25 protein-coding genes and 1 pseudogene are annotated in these 23,480 nt (G+C 33.5%); 8 read left to right on the top strand and 18 right to left on the bottom strand.

Annotation, left to right across the window (positions count from 1 at the left end):
• Positions 1-354 precede the first annotated feature (354 nt).
• The 8 genes and pseudogenes from N5O98_RS13105 to N5O98_RS13140 all read left to right on the top strand — a co-directional run.
• Complete coding sequence (locus tag N5O98_RS13105) at positions 355-651, top strand: hypothetical protein (protein WP_118161604.1); 297 nt, start codon at positions 355-357, stop codon at positions 649-651.
• On the top strand, positions 629-910 hold the full coding sequence (locus N5O98_RS13110; RefSeq protein ID WP_118161605.1) for a hypothetical protein: 282 nt from the start codon (positions 629-631) through the stop codon (positions 908-910). The genes N5O98_RS13105 and N5O98_RS13110 overlap by 23 nt, the downstream gene beginning before the upstream one ends.
• Positions 907-1,125, top strand: coding sequence for a hypothetical protein (locus N5O98_RS13115; RefSeq protein ID WP_118161606.1), 219 nt, complete (start codon positions 907-909; stop codon positions 1,123-1,125). The genes N5O98_RS13110 and N5O98_RS13115 overlap by 4 nt, the downstream gene beginning before the upstream one ends.
• Positions 1,126-1,152: 27 nt before the next feature.
• Positions 1,153-1,425: a hypothetical protein gene (locus N5O98_RS13120; RefSeq protein WP_118161607.1), complete on the top strand. Its 273-nt coding sequence runs from the start codon at positions 1,153-1,155 to the stop codon at positions 1,423-1,425.
• 13 nt (positions 1,426-1,438) lie between these two features.
• Positions 1,439-1,693 carry a hypothetical protein gene (locus N5O98_RS13125; RefSeq protein WP_008777313.1) on the top strand — a complete coding sequence of 85 codons (255 nt, stop codon included), beginning with the start codon at positions 1,439-1,441 and terminating at the stop codon, positions 1,691-1,693.
• Positions 1,694-2,002: 309 nt separating this feature from the next.
• Complete coding sequence (locus N5O98_RS13130; RefSeq protein WP_070751528.1) at positions 2,003-2,281, top strand: hypothetical protein; 279 nt, start codon at positions 2,003-2,005, stop codon at positions 2,279-2,281.
• Between the two features lie 369 nt (positions 2,282-2,650).
• On the top strand, positions 2,651-3,457 hold the full coding sequence (locus N5O98_RS13135) for a hypothetical protein (protein ID WP_032855765.1): 807 nt from the start codon (positions 2,651-2,653) through the stop codon (positions 3,455-3,457).
• A 132-nt stretch (positions 3,458-3,589) separates the two neighbouring features.
• Positions 3,590-3,814 (top strand): annotated as a pseudogene (locus N5O98_RS13140) (N-acetylmuramoyl-L-alanine amidase); the annotation flags it as partial.
• Positions 3,815-3,876: 62 nt separating this feature from the next.
• Here N5O98_RS13140 and N5O98_RS13145 read toward each other — a convergent pair.
• From N5O98_RS13145 to N5O98_RS13230, 18 genes are all read right to left on the bottom strand, one after another.
• Complete coding sequence (locus N5O98_RS13145; RefSeq protein ID WP_004296628.1) at positions 3,877-4,110, bottom strand: DUF4248 domain-containing protein; 234 nt, start codon at positions 4,108-4,110, stop codon at positions 3,877-3,879.
• A gap of 363 nt (positions 4,111-4,473) precedes the next feature.
• Complete coding sequence (locus N5O98_RS13150) at positions 4,474-5,277, bottom strand: glycosyltransferase (protein WP_004309206.1); 804 nt, start codon at positions 5,275-5,277, stop codon at positions 4,474-4,476.
• Between the two features lie 569 nt (positions 5,278-5,846).
• Positions 5,847-7,064 carry a glycosyltransferase family 4 protein gene (locus N5O98_RS13155; protein ID WP_004313287.1) on the bottom strand — a complete coding sequence of 406 codons (1,218 nt, stop codon included), beginning with the start codon at positions 7,062-7,064 and terminating at the stop codon, positions 5,847-5,849.
• Complete coding sequence (locus N5O98_RS13160; protein ID WP_004313286.1) at positions 7,065-8,282, bottom strand: hypothetical protein; 1,218 nt, start codon at positions 8,280-8,282, stop codon at positions 7,065-7,067.
• Between the two features lie 40 nt (positions 8,283-8,322).
• The gene (locus tag N5O98_RS13165) at positions 8,323-9,453 is read right to left on the bottom strand and encodes a glycosyltransferase family 4 protein (protein WP_004309203.1); all 1,131 of its coding nucleotides are present in this window, start codon (positions 9,451-9,453) and stop codon (positions 8,323-8,325) included.
• A 12-nt stretch (positions 9,454-9,465) separates the two neighbouring features.
• On the bottom strand, positions 9,466-10,206 hold the full coding sequence (locus N5O98_RS13170) for a glycosyltransferase family 2 protein (RefSeq protein WP_008771196.1): 741 nt from the start codon (positions 10,204-10,206) through the stop codon (positions 9,466-9,468).
• Positions 10,207-10,280: 74 nt separating this feature from the next.
• A complete protein-coding gene (locus N5O98_RS13175; RefSeq protein WP_004309201.1) occupies positions 10,281-11,363 on the bottom strand; it encodes a glycosyltransferase WbsX family protein in 1,083 nt (360 codons plus the stop codon).
• A gap of 34 nt (positions 11,364-11,397) precedes the next feature.
• A complete protein-coding gene (locus tag N5O98_RS13180) occupies positions 11,398-11,973 on the bottom strand; it encodes an acyltransferase (protein ID WP_008777184.1) in 576 nt (191 codons plus the stop codon).
• A 30-nt stretch (positions 11,974-12,003) separates the two neighbouring features.
• Positions 12,004-13,071 (bottom strand): acyltransferase family protein, encoded by a 1,068-nt coding sequence (locus N5O98_RS13185; protein WP_004309199.1) that lies wholly within the window; start codon positions 13,069-13,071, stop codon positions 12,004-12,006.
• Between the two features lies 1 nt (position 13,072).
• Positions 13,073-13,945 (bottom strand): alpha-1,2-fucosyltransferase, encoded by an 873-nt coding sequence (locus N5O98_RS13190; protein WP_004313284.1) that lies wholly within the window; start codon positions 13,943-13,945, stop codon positions 13,073-13,075.
• The gene (locus tag N5O98_RS13195) at positions 13,945-15,471 is read right to left on the bottom strand and encodes a lipopolysaccharide biosynthesis protein (RefSeq protein ID WP_022200029.1); all 1,527 of its coding nucleotides are present in this window, start codon (positions 15,469-15,471) and stop codon (positions 13,945-13,947) included. The genes N5O98_RS13190 and N5O98_RS13195 overlap by 1 nt, the downstream gene beginning before the upstream one ends.
• A gap of 273 nt (positions 15,472-15,744) precedes the next feature.
• Positions 15,745-16,758: a glycosyltransferase family 2 protein gene (locus tag N5O98_RS13200; protein ID WP_004309195.1), complete on the bottom strand. Its 1,014-nt coding sequence runs from the start codon at positions 16,756-16,758 to the stop codon at positions 15,745-15,747.
• Between the two features lie 62 nt (positions 16,759-16,820).
• Positions 16,821-17,975, bottom strand: a complete 1,155-nt coding sequence (gene glf, locus N5O98_RS13205; protein WP_004309194.1) for a UDP-galactopyranose mutase — start codon at positions 17,973-17,975, stop codon at positions 16,821-16,823.
• Positions 17,962-18,882 carry an NAD-dependent epimerase/dehydratase family protein gene (locus N5O98_RS13210; RefSeq protein WP_004309193.1) on the bottom strand — a complete coding sequence of 307 codons (921 nt, stop codon included), beginning with the start codon at positions 18,880-18,882 and terminating at the stop codon, positions 17,962-17,964. Before N5O98_RS13210 ends, glf begins: the two co-directional genes overlap by 14 nt.
• Positions 18,879-19,958: a CDP-glucose 4,6-dehydratase gene (gene rfbG, locus N5O98_RS13215; protein ID WP_004309192.1), complete on the bottom strand. Its 1,080-nt coding sequence runs from the start codon at positions 19,956-19,958 to the stop codon at positions 18,879-18,881. Before rfbG ends, N5O98_RS13210 begins: the two co-directional genes overlap by 4 nt.
• 3 nt (positions 19,959-19,961) lie before the next feature.
• A complete protein-coding gene (gene rfbF, locus N5O98_RS13220; RefSeq protein ID WP_004309191.1) occupies positions 19,962-20,741 on the bottom strand; it encodes a glucose-1-phosphate cytidylyltransferase in 780 nt (259 codons plus the stop codon).
• Positions 20,742-20,912: 171 nt separating this feature from the next.
• A complete protein-coding gene (locus N5O98_RS13225; protein ID WP_004309190.1) occupies positions 20,913-22,322 on the bottom strand; it encodes an undecaprenyl-phosphate glucose phosphotransferase in 1,410 nt (469 codons plus the stop codon).
• A 20-nt stretch (positions 22,323-22,342) separates the two neighbouring features.
• Positions 22,343-23,479 (bottom strand): chain-length determining protein, encoded by a 1,137-nt coding sequence (locus N5O98_RS13230; RefSeq protein ID WP_004309189.1) that lies wholly within the window; start codon positions 23,477-23,479, stop codon positions 22,343-22,345.
• Position 23,480: the final 1 nt, after the last annotated feature.

A 23,480-nucleotide genomic window follows, 5' to 3' on the forward strand; every position in this document is an offset into this window, starting at 1 on the left:
TTAGAACATAATTTAAAAGAGCTTACAAAGATATTAAACAATTAAGCGTGGTAACTAATTTTAACACATATCATTGGGTTAACTTATTAAAAATTAGTAACTTTGTAGAAATAAAAGTAATCCAGTTCCCGCTAGAACCGTGAATAACTAATTAATCTCGTGGACTATTAATTATCTCATAATGTTTGCGAGGGGCTATGTTTATGATTATCTATGCAAAGATATGATTATTTTCTAAGATTTATAAAAAGGCGATACTAGTAAATTACAACCACCAGATTGGAATAATAAAGATATATACAAGACTATTTTACCTATTGGAGTGGGGACTTTAAACAATAAGGAGAATGATAAATGAAAGAAAACATTAATTATAAAATACTATATAGAATATTAAGGCAATACTCCTATAACCGAAATATGGAGGCAATGAATATACTATATAAAGAACTCGTATTAGAGGGAGTTATTCCAGAATTCAAATTCAATATGGAAGTTTGGAAAAATGATAAATCGGGTAAAGATGTATGGAAATGGTATCAAGAAGGAATTTTAGATATTGAATGGGAAGAACCTATGTTAATTATATTATTAATGCAAGAATATCCTTATTTTATGGGAATAATAAATGAAAGAAAACATCAATTATAAACTTTTATACAGCATCGCAACTCGTTATTATCATACTAATAATTTGGAGGCAGCTAAGATTCTATATGAAGAACTTGTAAGTAACAATATCATTCCAGAATTTGAATTTGATGTTGATTTATGGAATGAAATTGGGGCTAAGCATGGAGCTTGGATGTTCTTTAAAGATTCCATGTGGGATAAATGTGATGCTGAAGAAAAAGAACTTATACAAGTCTTGTCAAGGTTATATGTTAAGTTTATGAACTATGAAAAATGATAACTACAGAAACTTTATTGATAAAGTTAAACGTAAACCCTAAAGAAATATCTAAAGCTAAGATAATGCTATTGAATGATTTAGTAGAAAGATACAATCATGGTTATATGCGTCGGTCTATTTACTTTAGCTATGAGGAAGTACTCATAAAAGAAGCAAAAGGTATTATATATGGATATTTACCAGAAATTGAAGGTATTATATATGAAGATTAGGTATTCCTATCATTAACACTATGGTAAATGGCTATGAATGAAACAAATAAATGGATTAGAGTGCAAAAGCATCCTATATTAAAATGTGGGGCAATAACTATAGAGAATAAGCAGGTTAATGTTATGGCACTATTTAGGAACGGGCACAGTACTATAATGGTATGTTACGATAAGGAAAGCGAATATGCTTTTAGAAGAGAGAATGATAGGTCTGATTGGGAGCTTATTAAGTATATTCCGAGAGAAATATTGAATGAGTTAGGTGGAGGACCAATAATAGATGACTTTCCAAGAATATAAGAAATGAATAAATATGAACAAATGGATATATATAACATCAAAGCATCCCTATGATGCAGCTTGCTCACTTGGGATAAATAAAGAAGTCTCGTTTATATTAACTGTCCCACATTTAAATTGGGACATGATAGAAGAGTACAAGTATTTAGCAGATAATCCAGATAATGCGGAGTTAGATGCAATAATAGTTAATGAGGTTGGGGTTATTGCTAATAGGAAGGTTTTAGAACATAATTTAAAAGAGCTTACAAAGATATTAAACAATTAAGCGTGGTAACTAATTTTAACACATATCATTGGGTTAACTTATTAAAAATTAGTAACTTTGTAGAAATAAAAGTAATCCAGTTCCCGCTAGAACCGTGAATAACTAATTAATCTCGTGGACTATTAATTATCTCATAATGTTTGCGAGGGGCTATGTTTATGATTATCTATGCAAAGATATGATTATTTTCTAAGATTTATAAAAAGGCGATACTAGTAAATTACAACCACCAGATTGGAATAATAAAGATATATACAAGACTATTTTACCTATTGGAGTGGGGACTTTAAACAATAAGGAGAATGATAAATGAAAGAAAACATTAATTATAAAATACTATATAGAATATTAAGGCAATACTCCTATAACCGAAATATGGAGGCAATGAATATACTATATAAAGAACTCGTATTAGAGGGAGTTATTCCAGAATTCAAATTCAATATGGAAGTTTGGAAAAATGATAAATCGGGTAAAAATGTATGGAAATGGTATCAAGAAGGAATTTTAGATATTGAATGGGAAGAACCTATGTTAATCATATTATTAATGCAAGAATATCCTTATTTTATGCATTATGAAAAATGATAAATACGAAAAGGCACTCCTTGTACTTTGGAGGAGTTGAGTAAGCTATTTTAAATGAACCAATAAGACTAAAAGATTGGTATGATATAATAATAAACAAATGAATTATTAGTAAATATTGAGTAAAACAGCATTTGAAGAAATTCATTTGCTGTTTTTTTATCCTTAGTCTTGTTATATTGTAAATAATATGTAATTTTGCACCCCGAAATATGCGCTCTTTGAAATGCTTAACTTAAAAAGGTCACTAGCAGCAACGCTTTATTGTGTCAAAAGCACTTTAAATGTTATCCATTGGGGTAACTCGTGACCTGTAACCTTTTTAAGACAGAGACACAACGTCTATTTTTTATTAAAAACAATATTTTCATGAATATATCTACATTAAAAGATATTAAGAATGCTAGTATTAACGTTTGTTTCATTCAAGGAAACAGACAAGTGTCTAATAAAAATGTAAAGTCTAAGACTGCATCTATTGATAAATATGGTATTCTTGTACCATTGATGTATGTCAAAGGCACAAAAGCTGTTAAAGACGGTTGCTCATTAATGACAAGTGACGGAAAGCCTATTCCTAGTGAAGAAGCTGACAAATATATTGTTATTGTTGACGGGCAACATAGATATTCAGCAGCAATAGAGAAAAGTGTTTCTGATGAAGAAATATATCTTTTTGAAAGCTATGCTAAAGCTTCAACAAAAGAGTTGTTAGCAGAAGCTAATGTCGAAGTAGAAAAGTGGAAAGGTGAGGATTATATTGCTGGTGCTACTCTGGCTAAGCCAGAGAATGAACTTTTGCAATTTGCAAACTCCTTATCTTTAAGAGGATTTCCGATTAGTACAATTAGTCTTATTTTATGTTGGGATAAGCACAAGTTTACCTCAAAAAAATTAAGTAAGCTAATGAAAGGTGAAACTGTAAATATAGAGTATAACTTTGAAAGAGCTAGAACTTTTTTGGATGCTATGTCTAATTTTACAGATAAATTTGTTGCTAAGAACTATGCTATTAATGTCGTCATAGACTTATCAAGCGAAATGGGTTACAAGCCTGTTTGTGAAGCATTGTCCAAAATTTCAGAAACTACCATACAAAGAATTGAAGGGATAACTGGAGAGGAAAATGTAAAAAGCTTTTTGAAGGATGCAATAAATAAAGAGTTAGGTAAATAAAAGTTTAATCACTTAAAACCATAGGTTATGTAACCAAAGTTTAAAAGTGCATATTTCATAGCCGATTATCAGAAATGGTAATCGGCTTTTTTATTGATTATAGTAACAAGATACATAAATAGGGTTAAATAGTACAACCGGCATAGTATTGGAATTTGCTATGAAGGTGGGTTGGATGAAGAAGGTCGTCCGGCGGATACGAGAACACAGGCGCAGCGCTTCGCGCTACTTGACTTGTTGACGATTCTCAAACATCAGTATCCGGATGCGCAAATCCTGGGACATTATCAACTTAGTGCTTCGATTCATAAGGCTTGTCCCTGTTTTGACAGTCGAAAAGAGTATATGAATATATAAAAAGAACTACGGGAGCTCGCGAAAGTGCAGTCTCCCGTAGTTCTTTTTTATGTTTATATCATTTACAGTTCCCCCGGCTTTCCCAAGTAATAGGTAATAAGCCGCACTTCTCTCACAGAAAATGCCTTTGTCTTCGGATGAAAGTCAGTAGATAGTATCTCATTCATCAGCGGCTTGCATCTCCGCATCCACCTCCGGAGTTTATTGACTGAAGCACGAATCGTCAAATCAGGAAAATACATCTGGGCCAACTCTTGTTTATTATAACATTTCACTACAAAGTCTGAATGTTCCATTGTTTCTTTATTACTGTTTTATATGCTATAAAGTTACAAAAATTTCAACATATAAACAAAGAAAACCGATATTATTATCCAGTATAATGGGAGTAATAAAAATATCAACGATCTTCACAGACAGTTGATATAGTGGGAAATTCACATCGGCTTTAACCTCCGATGTCAGGGCGTAGATCAGAAATGTACCGTCGTACGATTTCCAATCCACAATGTAGGAGAATCATACTGTTTACAGCATGAAGCTAGGGACCTACATTTTTTTCATCTCACATACGAAACACTCACGTGTTTATTACATCTCAACATTTTATTTTATACCATTTCTTATTTTTATACACATCAATTATATCACCTAATCACTCATAACAATTCTTTTAATAACCGCTTGTTCCATTTTTTTCGTTCGCTATCAAATACCCATCCCCATTTATTGAAATATTTAATCGCATTCCGAATATGAATTATAAGCATCTTTTTACTTTTATATGAAGCAGCACGATGAGCATGAACAATAGTAACCCCTGGCCAAAACATTGTTCGATAATACTTATGTATTCTTCGAGTAAGATCAATATCTTCAAGATACATAAAGAATCGTTCATCAAACAAACCAGTCTTATTGAAACATTCAATACGGAAAAACATAAAACTTCCTTGATGATGAGGGATATTCATAGCCTGTGTATGATCATTAAACTTAAGTATATATCGATTATTTCTTTTTTCTATCATTTTCTTTGGTAGAAATCGACGGAAAATAAGATCAACTGGTGTTGGCAATAATCTACAGGTATATTGCATTCTTCCATCGGGATATATAATATTAGGTTGTACTTGAGCTACATCTTCATTTAAATCCATATAATCAGCCAACTGCTCCAACACACTCGGGTCAAAATAGACATCTGAGTTTAGTATCAAATGATATTTACTCTTTGACTTCAAAACCTTACGCAAAGCTTGATTGTGTCCTGCACCATACCCCACATTTCTACTGCCGATATATTCTACATTAGCATATTCTTTACAAAAATCGGCAATATACTGCTGGCTTGAATTATCAATTATATACACTTTAGATATCAAGGGAGAAAGCAAAGAAGTTAAGCACTTAGCAAGTTCTACCAAGTCTGTTTTATAAGTTACAATAGAAACTGTTATCATTAAAAATAATATAAGAAATTGTTATTAGCTCGACATTATTTAAATAAATAGACAGCTCTCCCCAGAGCTTTCTATCCTCTCCTAACCATCTCAATAAATATTAAAGAGAATAATTATACCAAAGCATAAACATAGCAATGTTTGTAAAATATTTCTACCAGCTGGTGCCATGAGGCTCAACAACTATAATTTTATATCAAATACACTTAGCATCAATGTACAGAGTTTAAAGCCAACAAAGTGTAAAGCTATAATATAAAATGACTCCTTACCACGCCCATGCCTTACCTACTGTTCCATTTTCTATCCCATACTCCATATATTTTCTACCATAATCAGCCACTGCATCATAAAAAACAATATTCAGCCACACATTTTGTAACAATACTACTAGAATATGAAAGTACAACAACAATTGATAAAAGCGATTCATCTTCCCTTTGATAAATCTGACAGGGGAAAATCGTTTTTCTGCTTTTAAGAAAAAACACCTACAACGAAAAATACCGAAACGATCACTATACCTTTAATGATATATACCTAGCAGAAATGAGTAGACTTTAACTTATTCACGATTCTGTAATTATTTCATTATATACTTGTACTAGATTCTTTATATGAGATATCAAGCTCCAATCGTCTGCAATAAAATTATTTACAATATTATTTTGCATTACTTGGATATCAGCATTCTCATATTTGACAAGCACCTCTTTTAAAGAATCCAAATTTCCTGTTTTGAATAAATAACCTGTTTCTCCATCAATAACCTGTTCACTTGCAGCACAAGAATCTGGAACTATACAAGGAATTCCATAAGACCTAGCTTCCGCCACAGATAAACCAAACGTTTCATAACATAACGAAGTGAAGACCAAAGCTTTTGCTTTTTTAAAGTAGGCTTGTTTATCTTTACCTGCAACCCACCCAACAAATTGTATATTAGGATATTTTTCCATTAATTCGCTTCTCAAATATCCCTCACCCAATACTATTCCTTTCCGATTCAAATCCGTTACAGCTTGACAAAACAGCCCAATTCCTTTCTCAGGAGATAATCTGCCCATAAACAAATAAACATCGTTATTTAATAATTTATTAGGTAATTGATTCTCATTTATTTCTACAGGATCTGCAATCGTATATATTTTACGACTATCATTCATCAGCTGCATACAAATCTTTCGAGTCAACGCCGAGATTGATATGAAATATATTTTCTTATTTTTTGCCATTACATGATTCTGAATCGCCATTCTTATACTTCGCCATATTTTCTGCGGATAGCTTCGGACATCGCAGTTACAAGTCAAACATGAATAACTCATCGGTTTCCTAAAGCAAATCTCATTACGTTGATAATCATAAAACCCTCCATTGGGACAAAAGCAAAAAAAATCATGAAGTGTTATCACCGTCTTAAAATCCATTTTGGCTGTAACAGCGTAGAGCGAAGCGGTTAACGCTTTTGTCCACGTATGAAAATGTATAATAGACTCTACGGGACTCAACGTAGCTAAAAGGCGTTCAAACACTCGCTTTGTTTCGTTATCCCACAATCCCTTAGATATTGCACGAATCCGATTCTCATCATGCAATATGTCCTTTTTCCCAATACATATAACGCGCACGCCGACCTCCTCCAACCTCCTATCAATAGGCTGAACGGCAGAAAATAGATATACAGAATAATGTTTCGCTAACCCAATAGCAGAATTTATGGCAACACTTGCAGCCCCTCCCTCTATATGTGCACAATCATTAACAATTACTATATTTTTAAGCATCTATATTTTTTTGAAACAGTTTATTTTGTAAGGAGAAATAAAATAATAAACAATATGAAAGAAAGCTGTCCCATAGAGCATATAATGACCGCCTTTTATCAAATAAGAAATAAAAAATACAATAAGACAGAGGCTTATAATATTATCCTTATTATAATACCTTATTAGAAAAAAAGCATAAAGACAAAGTCCTAACACTCCAAATTCAGAATACAGCCGGGCAAACATCGAATAAGCATCATCTTTATTCAATCCATATCCACCAAAGTCTGATTTATACATACGCTCATAATTCTGGGCGTGTGTACCCAACCCTGTACCCAAAATGCGACAGGGAGCATTGAAAGCAATCCAATAATTAGTCAATATCACATACGAACTCGTATTTAAGTGCTCAAAATCTTCAGGCTCCGCATATTCAACCATAGATAAGGTTTGTGTTATCTTCTCTTGAATAGCTCTTAATTGTGGATTCACGAAATATTCAGAAGATGATAAAATATCCCTATTATTAATACACCAACACACACCCACAATGAAACATACCACAAGACCAATTCTTAAATATTTAAAATAGTAGTAGAACTTAAGAAATAGGATAATCACAACTGCAACAATCATACTGGTGGTCAATGTCAGTATTAAAGCGATCCCAATGACTAGAGACTTCATTCGATTATATTTCATAAATCCCGGAGCCAAAAAAACATATGCAGCGGCTGGTATAGAAAAAGCAGTGAAAGATCCTGGTTCCATTAACATTGCATGCAACCTACCCGTATTCTGTGTCATCGTGCCATCTAATGTATAAGGAAAGATATCTATTTGAGTCGCTGACATAATGACAAATTGAACAATGCCTATAATGGACAAAATATAAACTAAACTCACATATCTACGGAACCATTCAGAAACAGGTATCTGACAATACCGAAAAATCTGATAATAACAAAACACACAAGTAAACAATAGCACAATCTGCTGAAATAGTTTTCCAGTATCATAGCCATTATACACAACCATTGACAATGAATGAAAGAAAAAAAGAGTGCCTACAAACAAACAAGAAGTACTTACATATACTTTATTAAGTTGGAGCATTATAAATAAAGTTGCTATTATTAGAAATGCGGGTTCAGTATATCGACCTAGAACCATTCCTGCCAACACAAACCAAACAAGCGATAATTTCAATGTGATAGAAAGACGCATTTTCATATTAAACACAAGGCTAAATGCATTCGTAAATAATTCTGGATTAAAGATTGTTTTCTTCCATTATTTTCCTGAATCTCTTTGACCAAGTGCTCCAATTTAGTCTTTCATTAAAAAGCGTTATTCCTCCCTTATGTAATTGAAGAAATTCATTTGATTCCAAGCTCTTTTCAATAGCATCCGCAAACTCCTGTTCGCGTGCTGCTAGAGGAAGTTTATAACCATTTACACCATCTATTACATAATTCCCTGTCCCTCCCGTATCATAAGTAAAAATAGGCAAACCGAATGCAGAGGACTCACTAAAAACAATAGCAGAACATTCCGCATTAGTTGGTAATAAAAGTAAATGAGAGTTCTTCACTATATCTACATACTTTCGGTAATGCTCCGGATTATTCTTATCCAGAAATCCCATTATTCGAACAAATGGAAGATTCGCATATTTTAGAGGTATTTCGGAAAGCCCTACAATGAACAGACAAGAGTTAATCCCACGCTTATTTAAAAGTTGCACCGTTTTAACAGCAACTTCCCCTCCTTTACGAATCCAGTCTACACCTGAAAATAAGATATTCAAAGCTCCACTTTTATAAGGAGTAGCATGCAAAAGATCCTTGTCATCAAAGTTTGCTCCAAACTCAAGAACATAATTTCTCTGGAGACACCCATCGTAATCGTTGATAACAGAAGCTGCTGCCCATTGAGAAGAACGAATATTAATAAACGCATTCTTAATCGCTTCTTTTTCATAGTGTTCCCCTTGAGTAATCAACCATGAGGACAAACCATGCCAATAATAATCTATCATAATATGAAAGGTTGCATCTGTATAATAAATTATCGGTTTCTCAAAATTAACAAAAGCACTAATTTGCGCCCCACCAGGAAAGAAAATATAGTCGCACAATCGTACTTTATTCATATTTATATGTTTGGCGCAAAGCTTAAAATAATACCGATTATGTTCTACTATGGCTTTTTTCCCAAAAAGCATTTTAAGTAATATTTTCAAAAATATAAAACATATTTTACTTGGTTTACAAGAAATCCATACCACTTCATAACCAGCATTTTGGAGAGCTTCCCTTATTTTATATTTCGTACCACTCCATGCCTTTTTGTCTCGGAAAGGGTCTTCAGCAGAAACGTATCCTATTATTTTATTTCTCATCACTAATATATCTTAATTAATTATCTTAATTTTCCGCATGTAATATCCAATGACACCTTTTGTCAAATAATATACATTCAACAAAAGAGGAATTGACTTACAATAACGCTTAACTTTAAAACTCTCCCAAAGCCCTCTGATTGTATTACTAACTCCTCCCACTTGCATGGCTATAGTAGGTGTTTCAATATACCTAGCATTCAATTTCTTACGAAGCAAAAATTCGTAATCTGCACAAATTTTAAATGAGATATCAAAATTCCCCAATTCATCAAATAACTTTCTATTATGTAATGTCGAACCATGAGAAATTTTCATACAACATCGAAATTCTTTTATATTATATGGATTCCCGAATACTCTCTTATATTTCCCTTTAGCATCAATTAATTTACTTTGCGCCGTTATTATATCGATACCATCCAAAGTCTGCTTTTTTAGATAATTCCAATATACATTCATAGCACCTTCCAATAAATAGTCATCAGCACCCAAAAACATAATCCATTCCCCCGTAGCCAAACGGATGCCCTTATTCCACGCATCATAAATCCCTTTATCTACTTCCGAAACAATAACATCAATACTCTCTGCAAACTCTCTGACAATATCCATTGTCCGATCTGTAGAGCATCCATCGATAATTAATAATTCCAACTGGTCTTTTTTTTGAGAAACAATGCTATTCAAGCAGCGCTTAAGAGTCTTTTCTGCATTATATGTAGCAATTATAATTGATATTATCTTTTTCATAGAATTAACAATCCCAATAGTGTACAGGAATAGAGCATTATACAATCTTTTTCTTACATACAAATTTTATGATTCTATTTAACCTTTTCTAAAACGTCTCTAATCACATCTAAAAATTGAGTCCCATATTTTAAATCTGGTTCCAAATAATTTCCTTCCCCCCATTCATTCCAAGCTTTTATGAAAACCAGATTGTCCTCTGCAGAACGCACAGATACTTTTGAAAACATCTCATGACAAAGTTTCTTCCATTTTTGGGGAGTACTATTAACGATTATAGTTCCACGAAATTTGCTTCGCGGTGAATGATCATAGTTAGGGCATATAGAAGGATAAACATTCTCATTAACTATGTAATTATTTAATAAATATTGAGAATATTGACTATACTCAATCGTTATTGGTTTCCTTAATAATTTCCTTAATATTTTTTTTATATATATATTCGGAAGAGTTCCACTTTTTTCACTAGCTCCAAATACAAAATCCACCAATACACTATCAAAGCCTACCTTAAGGATTTCTTGCTTCAAGCTATCCTTAATAGTAAATCCCATAAAATAGAAACCTTCCAATCCATTTTCTCTAGCCAACCGATTCCATGTCTCAATAAATAATTGCGGTTCTGGGATATTCAATGGATCATAGACGGCAAATAGTATTTTTTCATTTATTCTAATATAACGCCTATCTTTAAATGCAGGCAACATGGCGTAGAAGTGTTCTTCATAATCTTCAATACCTGGATAAGTTTGTTCTATCAATAATTTAGAAGGCTTATTAGGGTCCCATGTCTTTGCATACCATGAATGATTAGCCCAGCATAAGCAAAAAGGAAAATCAGGCTTACCTGTTTCTACTACTTCTCCAAAAACTCTATCTAGCATTCGTTTACCGGCAAACCAATAATGCCAGTAGCAAAACCCTTCAATGCCAGCATTCTTTGCCATTTCCGCTTGTTGAATTCGAACTTCTGGAACTCTTAAATCATAATATCCCAAATCTGCAGGAACACGAGGCTGATAATGCCCTTTAAATAGAGGCTTCGCCCTACCTACATTTGTCCACTCCGTAAATCCTTTTCCCCACCATTCATCATTTTCTTTCGTAGGGTAATATTGTGGAAGATAAAATGCGATCAATCTTGGTTTTGACATAATATACTACTGTTTATTCTTTATATATTCATAATTACTTTGTTGCAAACGAAGCAAGGTGCTGTAGTTGTCCGTCCTTCATGCGATCTTTTTCACTATAAAGAATTCCCTCATGCTGCTTTACTTGTTCTATAGTGAATCTTATATTCAACACATGTGCTGGAATTCCTCCTGAAACACAATAAGGTGGTATTGATCTAGTTACAACTGCACCGGCAGCTATCACGGCTCCACGACCTACTGTAACACCCTTTAGAATCGTAACATTTGCACCAATCCACACATCATCTTCTATTATGATATCAGCATCATCACTTGCCTCTTTTTCATTATTATCAATTATTGGAACTCCTATTTTCCTCATATTATGATCCCCATTCACCATAGTAACATTAGGGCCTAAAAGAACATTATTTCCAAAAATTATTTTTTTATAAATACAATACAAAACAGCATTAGGACCAATAGATACATGATTGCCTAATTCAATCATAGATGCCGAATTGATTATACAATTCGAGCCTATAAAACATTTATCTCCTCTCTTAGCAAATTTATATTCTGGACGAAATATGTAAGCGATTAGCTTTTTAATAATATTTTTCAGCATGATGTAACTATTTTAAATCAAACAGAATATTTATCCTCGGCTACCTGTAAATAATAATAGTAGCCGTGGAGAAAGAATACGCAATATTAAGAATGATAATAAAGATATTATTAACGTCAAAAAGATGCACGCAAAATAAATTAAAACTACTGTTATTTCACTTTCTGGTTGTATCATAAATACTACACATGATGTTAAAGGAGCAACATAAATCCAATGAAGACAATATGTAAAAAAAGAACTTGCAGTTAGTATCTTTGGAACATTCATTTCATGTTTATCAATATATAAGAATAATGCAGAGACCAAAGATAGCCCTAATAAGATACTTAATCTAATTGGAAAGTTATATGCTAATTCATCATATTCCCAAACAGCCCATAATAACGAAATTATATAAACAGGCCAATATCCTGTAAGTGATGCCATTTTTCTAAAGGGCTCTATCCCTTTCATGGCAAAATATGCTCCCCATGTAACAAATAGTATAATATCTATACCAGGCACAATAGGCAATCTAGGCCACAAACCTAATAACCAGATAAAAGTCAAAACTATAACAACATATTTACCACATTTATTTATCACAAAAAAAATGATAGGAGCCAACACCATAACAGCCATCAAATCACGAACATACCAAAGAGGTGCATCAGAAGGAGCATACATACCCCAAAATGAATTAAAAATCTCTTTGCACAATAAGAAAAAACTTTTAGGGAGAAGTTCCAACTTATCAGACGATATCATAAAAAGTCTCCAAATTTCAAATATAATATTCCATAATAAATAAGGTATCAATAACGTTTTTACTCTTGATTTTAATTTTAATTTATACTTTTCCTTAAAACAATCAACAGTATTCAATCCTTGAAAAAATAAATAGCCAGATATGATACAAAACATAGGGACCGCCACACGAGGAAATATCCAATTAAAGAAATAAATAAACCTATGAGACCATGAATCGGTATTAAAAGGGAATGTATATTCTATGCCACCTTGAGATGCTGCAAATGGTAGAACATGAATAAATAAAACTAATACAGTCATCGGGAAACGTAACCGCTCAATAGTTCTTGATGTAATATTATCCATATCAACAAGATTTTATTTTATGCCACCGTTCAGGATAGAAATCTTTTGTTACAACATTTCTTATAAAGCGTTCAGGACAAACAGTAATTGAATCTTCAAATTTACATAGCCAAGCTCCCCACCATGAGAATGTACTATTCGCATTAATATGATAATGACATTCACTCATCAAATACATATCACGCCATGAATTTACACCTTGATTACACTCAATATAAAAAAAATTCTCTACTCCGAATTGCTCCTTGCACCAATCCAAATCATTAGAAAAAACATAGAAATGAGGAGTATCCACATATTGCCGAATATAATCAATTGCTTCATGGTAGTAATCCAATGTAGCTACACCATTCAATTGATAATAACCAGTCGGTTCTATATTCATATAATCTCCCCGTCGAATATGGACAGAAACACTACTATTATCACCACGAATAACCTGAAGCCATTCATTAAATCGATCCTCATTAGGTTGTTCACGGAACATAAATGCTTTTTTGACTTCATCAGGTACATTCATGAAATTTTTTTCGGAATGCCATCCACCCACATAGTAATTGATCCCCCAAGGTCCTTTCTGCATCAATAACGGCGTGTAGTCATAATTGAGAGGTTCATAGATTGTTCGAACACCAACACTCTTGAATAGTCTAAATTTTCTACTTAATACATAGATAATTTGTAAAACCTTTATCAACAATGTTTTATTCACCTCTATACCAAATGCCCGTTCTAAATCATATCCATAGTGATTATGCTTTGACATGATATCAAATATTACTTTTGTGTTAGGATTTACTTTCTTCTTAGCTAAATAGTACGCATACTGAGACATTTGATTTCCCAAACCATTAAATATAACAACAACATCCATTATACAGTAAAATTATTTATATTATTCCTATACTTACCGAACCGTTTTACCCACGCTGCTCTTACTATTTTTCTCTCTGAATCATCAATTCCTATAAAATAAGCCGAAATAGAGAAGATCACAAATGAAGTTACGGTGGACAGGATCAAACGAGTAAAAGATTCATCTTTCAATACAATCCTAACGCAATAAACAGCACATAATGTAATTATCCCTACCAAAAGCATAGGCATAACAACTCTACCCAAAAAATGCCAGAAAGGAAAACTCATCACTTTTTTAAGATAGAAATAGCTCATAAAAAATAAAAGTATTTCTAGCCCGAACCCCAGTTGCATACAAATAATAACATTGATTCCCCTCTCACAACAGAGATAACAAACAGGCAAATACATAAAATTAAGGAGACTGCCTGCCAGCTGTAAATTCCGAATACGTCCCATCGCCAAATAAATTGGGCCAAAAGCACCTGTAATCGCATGTATAAAGCTTATCAGTATTCCCCAACATACAAACTCCTGAGTGTATACAGGAAACGATTTCAACCATATTGTAAGTATATAATGTGACTCTAATAAAAATGGGATCATCATTACAAGAACAAGATACCCCTGTGCTTTAGCAGAAGCGAAAGTCAAGCTGATACTACGTTTAATATCACCTTGACTATAAGATTTTGTTATTTGTGGTGATATTGCAAGTCCTATATTTGAAGCAAAACTACTAAAAACAGACATCACCTGCATACAGATACCACGTGCCGCATTTACTGTTAAGCTATAAAATATATTTATAATAATATTCAGGCCCTGATCTTTTAAAATACCTGATGCTGTTCCAATCCCCATCCATACAGAAAAGGAAGTCATTTGTTTGGATATATGTTTATCCAGAATAAAATGATATTTTGATTCTTTAAAATGACGATTGCAATATATTCCATAAACAACACGAGATATCACACTTATCAAAGCCAGAAGAAAGGCATAGAAATATAAACGATCAAACGAAACATAAGGCAAAAACAAAACTACAATCAACTTAGCAACAGATTCAAATATACTCATTATGGCATAAAAATTCATATGTTCATGAGCTATAATGATTGCTTGATACGGCACTGCAAGAAGTGTCATTGAGAATACAAATAAAGAACAATAAAAAACAAAGTAAGCCGCATTCATTCGCTCTGGCGGTATATTGAGATATGTACTTATTAGGTATGTCCCCCCAACAAGTCCAATAATAAATACACCAATAGCAATAATAATAAGCAAATTTATAATTGTAGATATTGTTCTTTTCAAAATTTCAGGATTTCCTATACCTATTTCATAGGTAATAAAACGAGCAGCCGTACCTGAAAAAGTTCCTGTCAGAATAGACAACATAGAAACAAAGCCTCCTACCAAAGAATAGAGACCAAAGTCATCTACTCCAAGTATCTCCAGCACTACCCTGCTAGTGTATAGGCCAATAGCCATTGATAAGAACAATCGTATATATAGATATACGGTATTCTTCATTATACGCTTATTATCTGCAGAATTATTTGACATTCTAAAGTAAAATGGGGCTAATCATGTTATTTAAAGTGCCCCAACAATAAAGCATTTACAATCCTATTCTTCTGTAATAACTCGTCTATGCGAATAACTATCCACATGAGAGAAACACCTAACAATAGTCTCCAAAACAGGTTAAATAAAATTTAATTAAATAGTCTTTATGAAAATCGCCATACACAAATTGTAGAACTCATCATTATTATCCTTCTGTATATTTAAGAGCATATATAATTACTTAAAAGTGTTCTTAAGTCTACAAACCTGTTTACTTGACAATAATGAAGCAATAAATAATTTAAGGTAAATCATTGAAGATGTATTTCTAATAATTTCATTAGCCATTGGATGTTTCATTTTTAATAAATATGGCTTTAGATACTTATCAAAATCTTTTCTTTGATCTCGTGGTATATATGAATAGTATTTATACATACGATTACATACTTGATAAAAATCATATTTAAGATTTTCAGGAAGAAGTCGGTCTCCCACTTCATAGATTGCTCGAAAATCAATGGCATCACGTTTAACACCTGAAGCATAGGGAGAAGCATAGGGCATCATTGCATATAAATACGATTCTTTTGAGTACATCAATGTTTTTCCTTTAGATAAGAAGTTCCAATAGAAAAACAAGCTCATATAAAAACAACCTTTCAAAGCTACAGGCGCTTCTACATTTTTAACGGCTTCAGTTCTGTATATAACTGACGAAATAAACGTTCCTAATCCTAGTATGTTGTTACATAATAAAAAATAATTACGCATTGCCATCTCATCTTTAAAGTTCACCTTTAAAGACTCTACTTCTTCACGAAGGAAATAAATAGGTTGTAATGGCTTTAGTTCAGGAGACATGCCAATGGGGCTTGATACAATCACATCCACATCTTGATTTTGATCTAATAAATTGAATATCTTATTTAGTCCTCCATCCATTAAATAATCATCATCACCTTTAAGAATAGACCACTCTCCATCAGCCATTTTCATTACTTGTTCATGATTAGCATCCAAACCACGATTTTCACCAAAATAATTTATTTTAAAGTTAATAGTAGGATATTTTCTTTTCATTTCTTCAATGATATCTTTAGTTCCGTCAGTAGAGCCATTATCAGAAAAACACAGCTGAACATCATTCTCTCTATGTTCAGAAAGAATTTGTTCAATTATCTTGGTAGTTGTATCTTTAATAAAATATACACGATTATAAGTTGGTTGACAAATAGATAGTTTAAACATGTTTTTGTTGTTTATAATATGAGTATATTAATAACTTAAGTAATTTAACAATTGATTTATATTTATGTCAAACGTAATACTGCAAGGATTGCTTGATCCATATTATAATATTTATAATTAGCCAGCCGCCCACATAGTATTAGATTATCATAATTCCCAGCTTTTGCTTTGTATTTAGAATAAAGCATAGCTGTATCATCTGTTGGAACAGGATAATATGGTTCATCCGCTTTACCTTCCTCAAACATCATAGGATATTCATAAGCAATAGTTGTAATCCCTAAAATATTTTGTTTAGGGAGCTGCTTGTATTCTGTTATACGGGTATATCCTTCAACCTGAGGATAAGCCACTACTGGAGTTGCTTGAAATAACTCCTCATTCAAAGTCTCATATTTAAATGTTAAAGAGCGATATGGTAATTTTCCAAACTCATAATTAAAAAGTTCATCAATAGCACCTGTATATACTAATTTACAATTAGTGGACACTTCTAAACCATGGAATTCAATCCTATGGTCTTGATCATTCAAAGATATATATTTAAGTGCATCCTCATTGTTTATATATTCAATATTATCGTGATCCAAAAGGTCCTTAATGAAGGAAGTAAAACCACCCTCTGGCATACACTCGTACTTATCAGAGAAATACATCTCTTTATAATCTAAGCGAACTGGAACTCGTTTCAATACATTGATATCGATTTCACTAGCTTTAATACCCCATTGCTTTGCTGTATAAAGACTGTAATCATTATCAAAAAGCATTTGTGCATACTGCTTAATAAGAGGCTCTTCACTGTTCAATAATTCCACGATTGTTACAGTACTTTGATTAGGATACTTTAATAGCAAAGCTTCCTTAATTAATTCAGCTTTATCTGTAGCATAAAACTGATCTATGGTTTTAAAATTGAAAGGAGAAGGTGTTTGTTGTCCACACATATCAACAGAACACCTTAATTTAAAGGGATTCCATTTATGATATTTAGTTATAAATGAATATACTTCCTCACTATTAGTATGAAAAATATGTGGTCCATACTGCTGAACTAATATGCCATACATATTAGTTTCATCATAAAGATTACCAGCTACAGTGGATCGCCTGTCTATCACTAGAATTTTAGAGCCTTTTTCAGCCCTCAATCGTGCAAATGTGCTTCCACTCAAACCTGCACCAGCTATAATATAATCAAAATTACTTAATCGCATTTTTATAGTAATCTATTGTCAATTTTATTCCAGACTCAAAACTATACCTTGCTGTAAATCCTGTATCTTCATTTAATTCTGATATATCAAGTATCTGATTATCAATAGTTTTATTTTTATAAGGTATATCTCCAATTCCTAAAGGCAAGGTAGGATCAATCATATCACGTATAATCTTGACATATTCTACTATTTGTTTATTTTCACCACTCCCAATAGGATATGTCTTTCCTCCTATTCCTTTTTCACCAACAGCAACTAGCGCATCAATTAAATCGTCAATATACAAGTAATCCCACTGCTGTTCAAGCCCTGTAAAAGATGGTTTTTCACCTTTTAACAATGTCTTAATACAATAGGTTATCAAATTTTCATCATTACGACCAGGACCATAAATACTTGTAATTACAGCCCAAATTAACGAAATACCATTTTGTCTTGCATAGGTTTGACACAAGAACTTGGTTGCTACCTTGGAAGCACTATACAAATCAGAAGGCGATGGAATACTGCGCCCATTAATAACTTCATTACCACAAGCATATTCGGATGCAGAACCTGGAAAAATTACTCTAGAAATTCCATTACGATGGGCAAACTCCATCACTTGTATTCCATACAATATATTTGAAACTTGAATTTCGACTTGATTTTTATAAGTTGAGCTAACACCCGCCCAAGCCATATAGAACATTGTATCAGCACCTTTTATCTCCTCAATTCCATCCCAATCAACAATCCGCGATAAATCAAATTCGATACAGTTGACATTATGCAAGCTTTTTGCAAAAGAGTAATCACCTCCTTTAGCAACTAAAGCAACAACTGCAATACCTTTGGATGCCAGTTTCTTACATAATTCCCTCCCTAAAAAGCCATTAGCACCTACAACTATTACTTTTTTCATTTGATTAAATATTGCTTAATCTGATCAACACACAAGCTATATACATTCTCAAATGTATACCTTTTATACCAGTCAACAGTAAGAGCAACACATTGATGAATATTCATACGTGGTTCCCAGCCTAGTTGAAACTTAGCTTTACTAATATCAAGCATTAAAAATCTAGCTTCATGAGGAGCATTGGGGATGGAGATATCATTGAGCCCACCACTACCATAATTCTTGACTACATCATTTGCCACATCCCATACAGAGGTAATACTTTCCGCACGAGGTCCGAAGTTCCATCCCTCACAATATTTTGTTGGTTCTTCCCAAATTTTTGCAGTTAAAAGCATATAGCCACTCAATGGTTCCAATACATGCTGCCATGGACGGACAGATTTAGTATTTCGAATATCAATATTCTTACCGGATTCAAGAGCTTTAATGCAATCTGGAATAATACGATCTAATGCCCAATCGCCTCCACCAATCACATTACCTGCTCGAACACTAGCAATACTCTTGCCATGTTTATCATACTGGTCAGGATTGAAGAAACTTCTGCGCCATGAGGCAATGGCTATCTCTGCCGCCCCTTTACTACTGGAATAAGGATCATATCCTCCCATCGGTTCATTTTCACGATATCCCCAAATCTGCTCTTTATTCTCATAGCATTTGTCCGTAGTTATCATAATACCGACCTTCACACTATCTGTTACTCGTATAGCCTCTAAAATGTTTATTGTTCCCATCACATTCGTTTCGTATGTTTCAACAGGAATATCATAACTTAGACGCACTAAAGGTTGAGCAGCTAAATGAAAAACAATTTCAGGTTGGTATGTCTGAAAGATTTCTTTCATTCGTTGACTGTCACAAATATCGGCACGTAAGTCAGCTTTAATTTTCTTTCCTATTCCCGATAAAACATAATTATCTTTTTCTGAATATGGATCTTTCGCTACACCAACTACCTCTGCACCAAGTTCATGAAGCCAAATAGAAAGCCAACTACCTTTAAAACCAGTATGTCCAGTTACAAGAACACGTTTTCCTTTATAGAAATTGTTAAATATATCTATACTCATTATTTACCAAACTTTCCAAGGAGCTAGCCCCTTATCCCACATCTCATTCAATTCTACATTATCACGCAGTGTATCCATCGGTTTCCAAAAACCAGTATGACGATAAGCATGCATTTTACCATCTTTTGCTAAATTTTCGAGAGGTTTACGCTCGAAAATAACAGTATCATCATTTTCGGGAATATATTCTAAAATTTCAGGTTCGCAAACAAAGTAACCTGCATTTATCCAATTGCGATCACCATCTGGTTTTTCTTGAAAAGAGAGCACTTTGTTACTTTCCAAGTCAATTTGTAACGCACCAAATTTTCCTCCAGGTTTATAAGCCGTCAATGAAATGGCACATTCTGATAATTCATGTTCTTTAATACTCTCTGCTATATTAATATCTGCTACCCCATCACCGTAAGTAAGAACGAAACGTTCAGCACCAATATATTTCTGTACCCGCTTCAAGCGACCACCTGTTTGGGTATTCAACCCTGTATCAACCATAGTCACTCTCCAATCTTCTGAATGGTTATCCAAAATTTCAACACAATTATTAGATAAATCAACTGTCATATCACTATTGTGCCGAAAATAATTGGCAAAATATTCTTTTATTACATATTGCTTATAACCGCAACAAATAATAAACTCATTAATACCATAATGACTATAAGTCTTCATGATATGCCAAAGGATAGGTTTTCCTCCTATTTCAACCATCGGCTTAGGAATTAAATTGGTTGCTTCGGACAATCTAGTACCCAAGCCACCTGCAAAAATTACAGCTTTCATATACAGGAAAAAATTATAAGCCCCTGTTTCTATATCTACTTCTAAAAATATATCTTTAAAAATATCCCATAGAAAATAGACAATTTTCTATAGGTTCTCTATATGCTATTGCAAACAGGGGTAAGTAGTATTATCTCAATATATTTGACTAATTTAAATTGATCATCAATCTTAATACGCATTCTTTTCTCCAATGACCACATTTGCTATAGTCTTATAAATGATATATAAATCTAGGAATATTGTCCAATGCTCCATATACCAGATATCAGCCTTCACACGTCCTCCCATCTGTGAAAGTTCTTTGGTTTCACCACGAAAACCGTGTATTTGCGCCCATCCGGTCACTCCAGGCTTAATAAAGTGTCTAACCATATATTTATCAATTAACCGAGCATAAATCTCCGTATGAGACAACATATGAGGACGAGGACCGACTATTGACATTTCACCTTTAAAAACATTTATAAACTGTGGAAGTTCGTCAATATTAGAACGTCGAAGAAAGTCTCCAAAACGAGTTTTCCGGGGATCATCAGCCGTTGCCTGTTTACTGTCAGCTTCATCATTTACTTTCATTGAACGGAATTTGTAACACACAAAATCGACGCCATTCAAACCGGTACGCATTTGTTTAAAAAGTATAGGACCGGGAGAAGTAAACTTTATGATACTTCCCACAATGAGATAAACAAAAGGAAAAACAGTAACCAGAAAAATACCAGATAAAGCAATATCGAATATCCGTTTTAATATACGGTTCTCCATCTTACCTAGAGGTTCATAACGCAAATTCAAAATTGGCATATTACCAACCATACTATGCCAGATACGACGGGGAAAACCCTTACAAACATTAGGAACACCATGAAAATAAAGTAAATGGTTCTCACAATAATTCATGATAGAAAAGTTATAGCGTCCTTCCTCCATTGACAAAGAACAAAAAACATGCTTAATTCCTGTGTGTACGGACATAAAGTCCGAGAAACCATCAGGACTACCCAAATAAGGACATTGGGAGGAAATAGTGTCATTCGATTTAATATCAAAATAACCGACTACCTCATAAACAGAAGATGCCAAAGAACTCTCCATTTCCTCATATAACATCTGCATATTATTACCTCCACCTATAAATACAGCATAGCGCCTATGTTTACCTTTCGTGCAATAAACTATCAGCAAATGACGAATAATAATGCGGTAAATACTTAAAACAAGAAAGAGAATAAAAAAATAAGAGACAAAGAAAAGAGGAGAAAAAATAGAAATTCCACTAAAAGTCATAATACATGCCCAAAAGATAGAAAAGGCTATAATGTTCTTCAATACACGTAATACGAGCTGATCTGCACGAATCCCCCTACTGTCCCAAACCCTCCCACGAGATCCGAAACAAGCCAGATAGCAGAGAGTAAGAGAAGCCATCATAAAAGAAACAGTACAAGAAAACGGCAAATTTATAAACGCTTTCTTCCAAAAGAAAAGGAGCAGAGACAAACACAGGTTCAGGATAATTAGGTCTCCCAAAACTACAATAGACTCTACAACTTTATTTATCTGGTTAGTTGATGCCATAACACTTTACTAATGGATATTTAAGCCCGGATTTCTTTAAACTTATTCAAGATATCTTTTCCCAATAAATGCCAGAATATAACAATACAAACAGACAGAAATACAAATGCCAGCACACATATCTTTTTGTCGGTTCCTGAAGGAGTCAGCGGCACTACTGCAGGCTCTATAACAGCAAACACAGGCTTTTCCTCCTGAACTTTGGCTCTAGAGACCTGAAGTTGACTTCCAACTTGGCTATATATCTGGTAAGCAAGACTCATATCATTCTGTAAACGTTCCTGTTCGGCACGAACACTTTGCAAAATGATATTATCATGAGAATCCAAATAATCAGCATATTTCTTTTGGGCAGCATAATATTCCTGCTGACGTTCTTTGAAAAGTTTCTCCAAGTAGATACAGTCTTCTTTCGCCTTGGAAGTACGATAGTCAATGATGTATTCCTGCAACTTTTTCACAACCGAATCTGCAACAACAGCAGCCACTCTGGGTTCTTGCAAGGTTACGGCAACGGAAGTCATGGATGTTTTCTTATCTACAGAGGCAACAATCATTTTCTTTAAAACACCAATCTTACCCAACTCTTTCTTTGATAATTCAATTGTACCCTGACTTACTTTATCAGAAGATATGAATTCATCCTCACCTTCAATAAACAAAGACTTTACTCCACCAATTACCATAGCAGGAAATCCAATTACATAACTCCACCAAGGAGAAGACTCCTCATCCAGATAAGCATTCAAGGTCATCATTTCATTTTTCAATACAGGTATTTTCATTGTGGAAAGTTCCAATAAGAAAGGAGTGGAAGATACAATATCTGCAGATAAAGAAGCATTCAAAGCATCACTGCCATCACCCATAGTAACGTCACTTCCCAAGAAAGAAGCTGCCAAACCAGATAGACCACCACCTTTAGCACTTCCCATCTCCGGAGAAAGAGTCACTTCAACCGTGTACTGCCTAGGAATACTGATTGCTATAATAACGCCAATTATCAGTCCGATACCGGCTGCCTTATAAATCTTCTTACGAATACCCATAATCCTACGAAGAACACCCATCAAATCAATTTCGATCTCTTCATCCGTATGATTATTCCGTTTTTGTTTTATATCTTTTTCAGATTTTTGTTCTATCAAAGTAGTCATA

Source organism: Bacteroides sp. LFL-34, assembly GCF_027257075.1.
Taxonomy (GTDB): Bacteria; Bacteroidota; Bacteroidia; order Bacteroidales; family Bacteroidaceae; genus Bacteroides; species Bacteroides ovatus.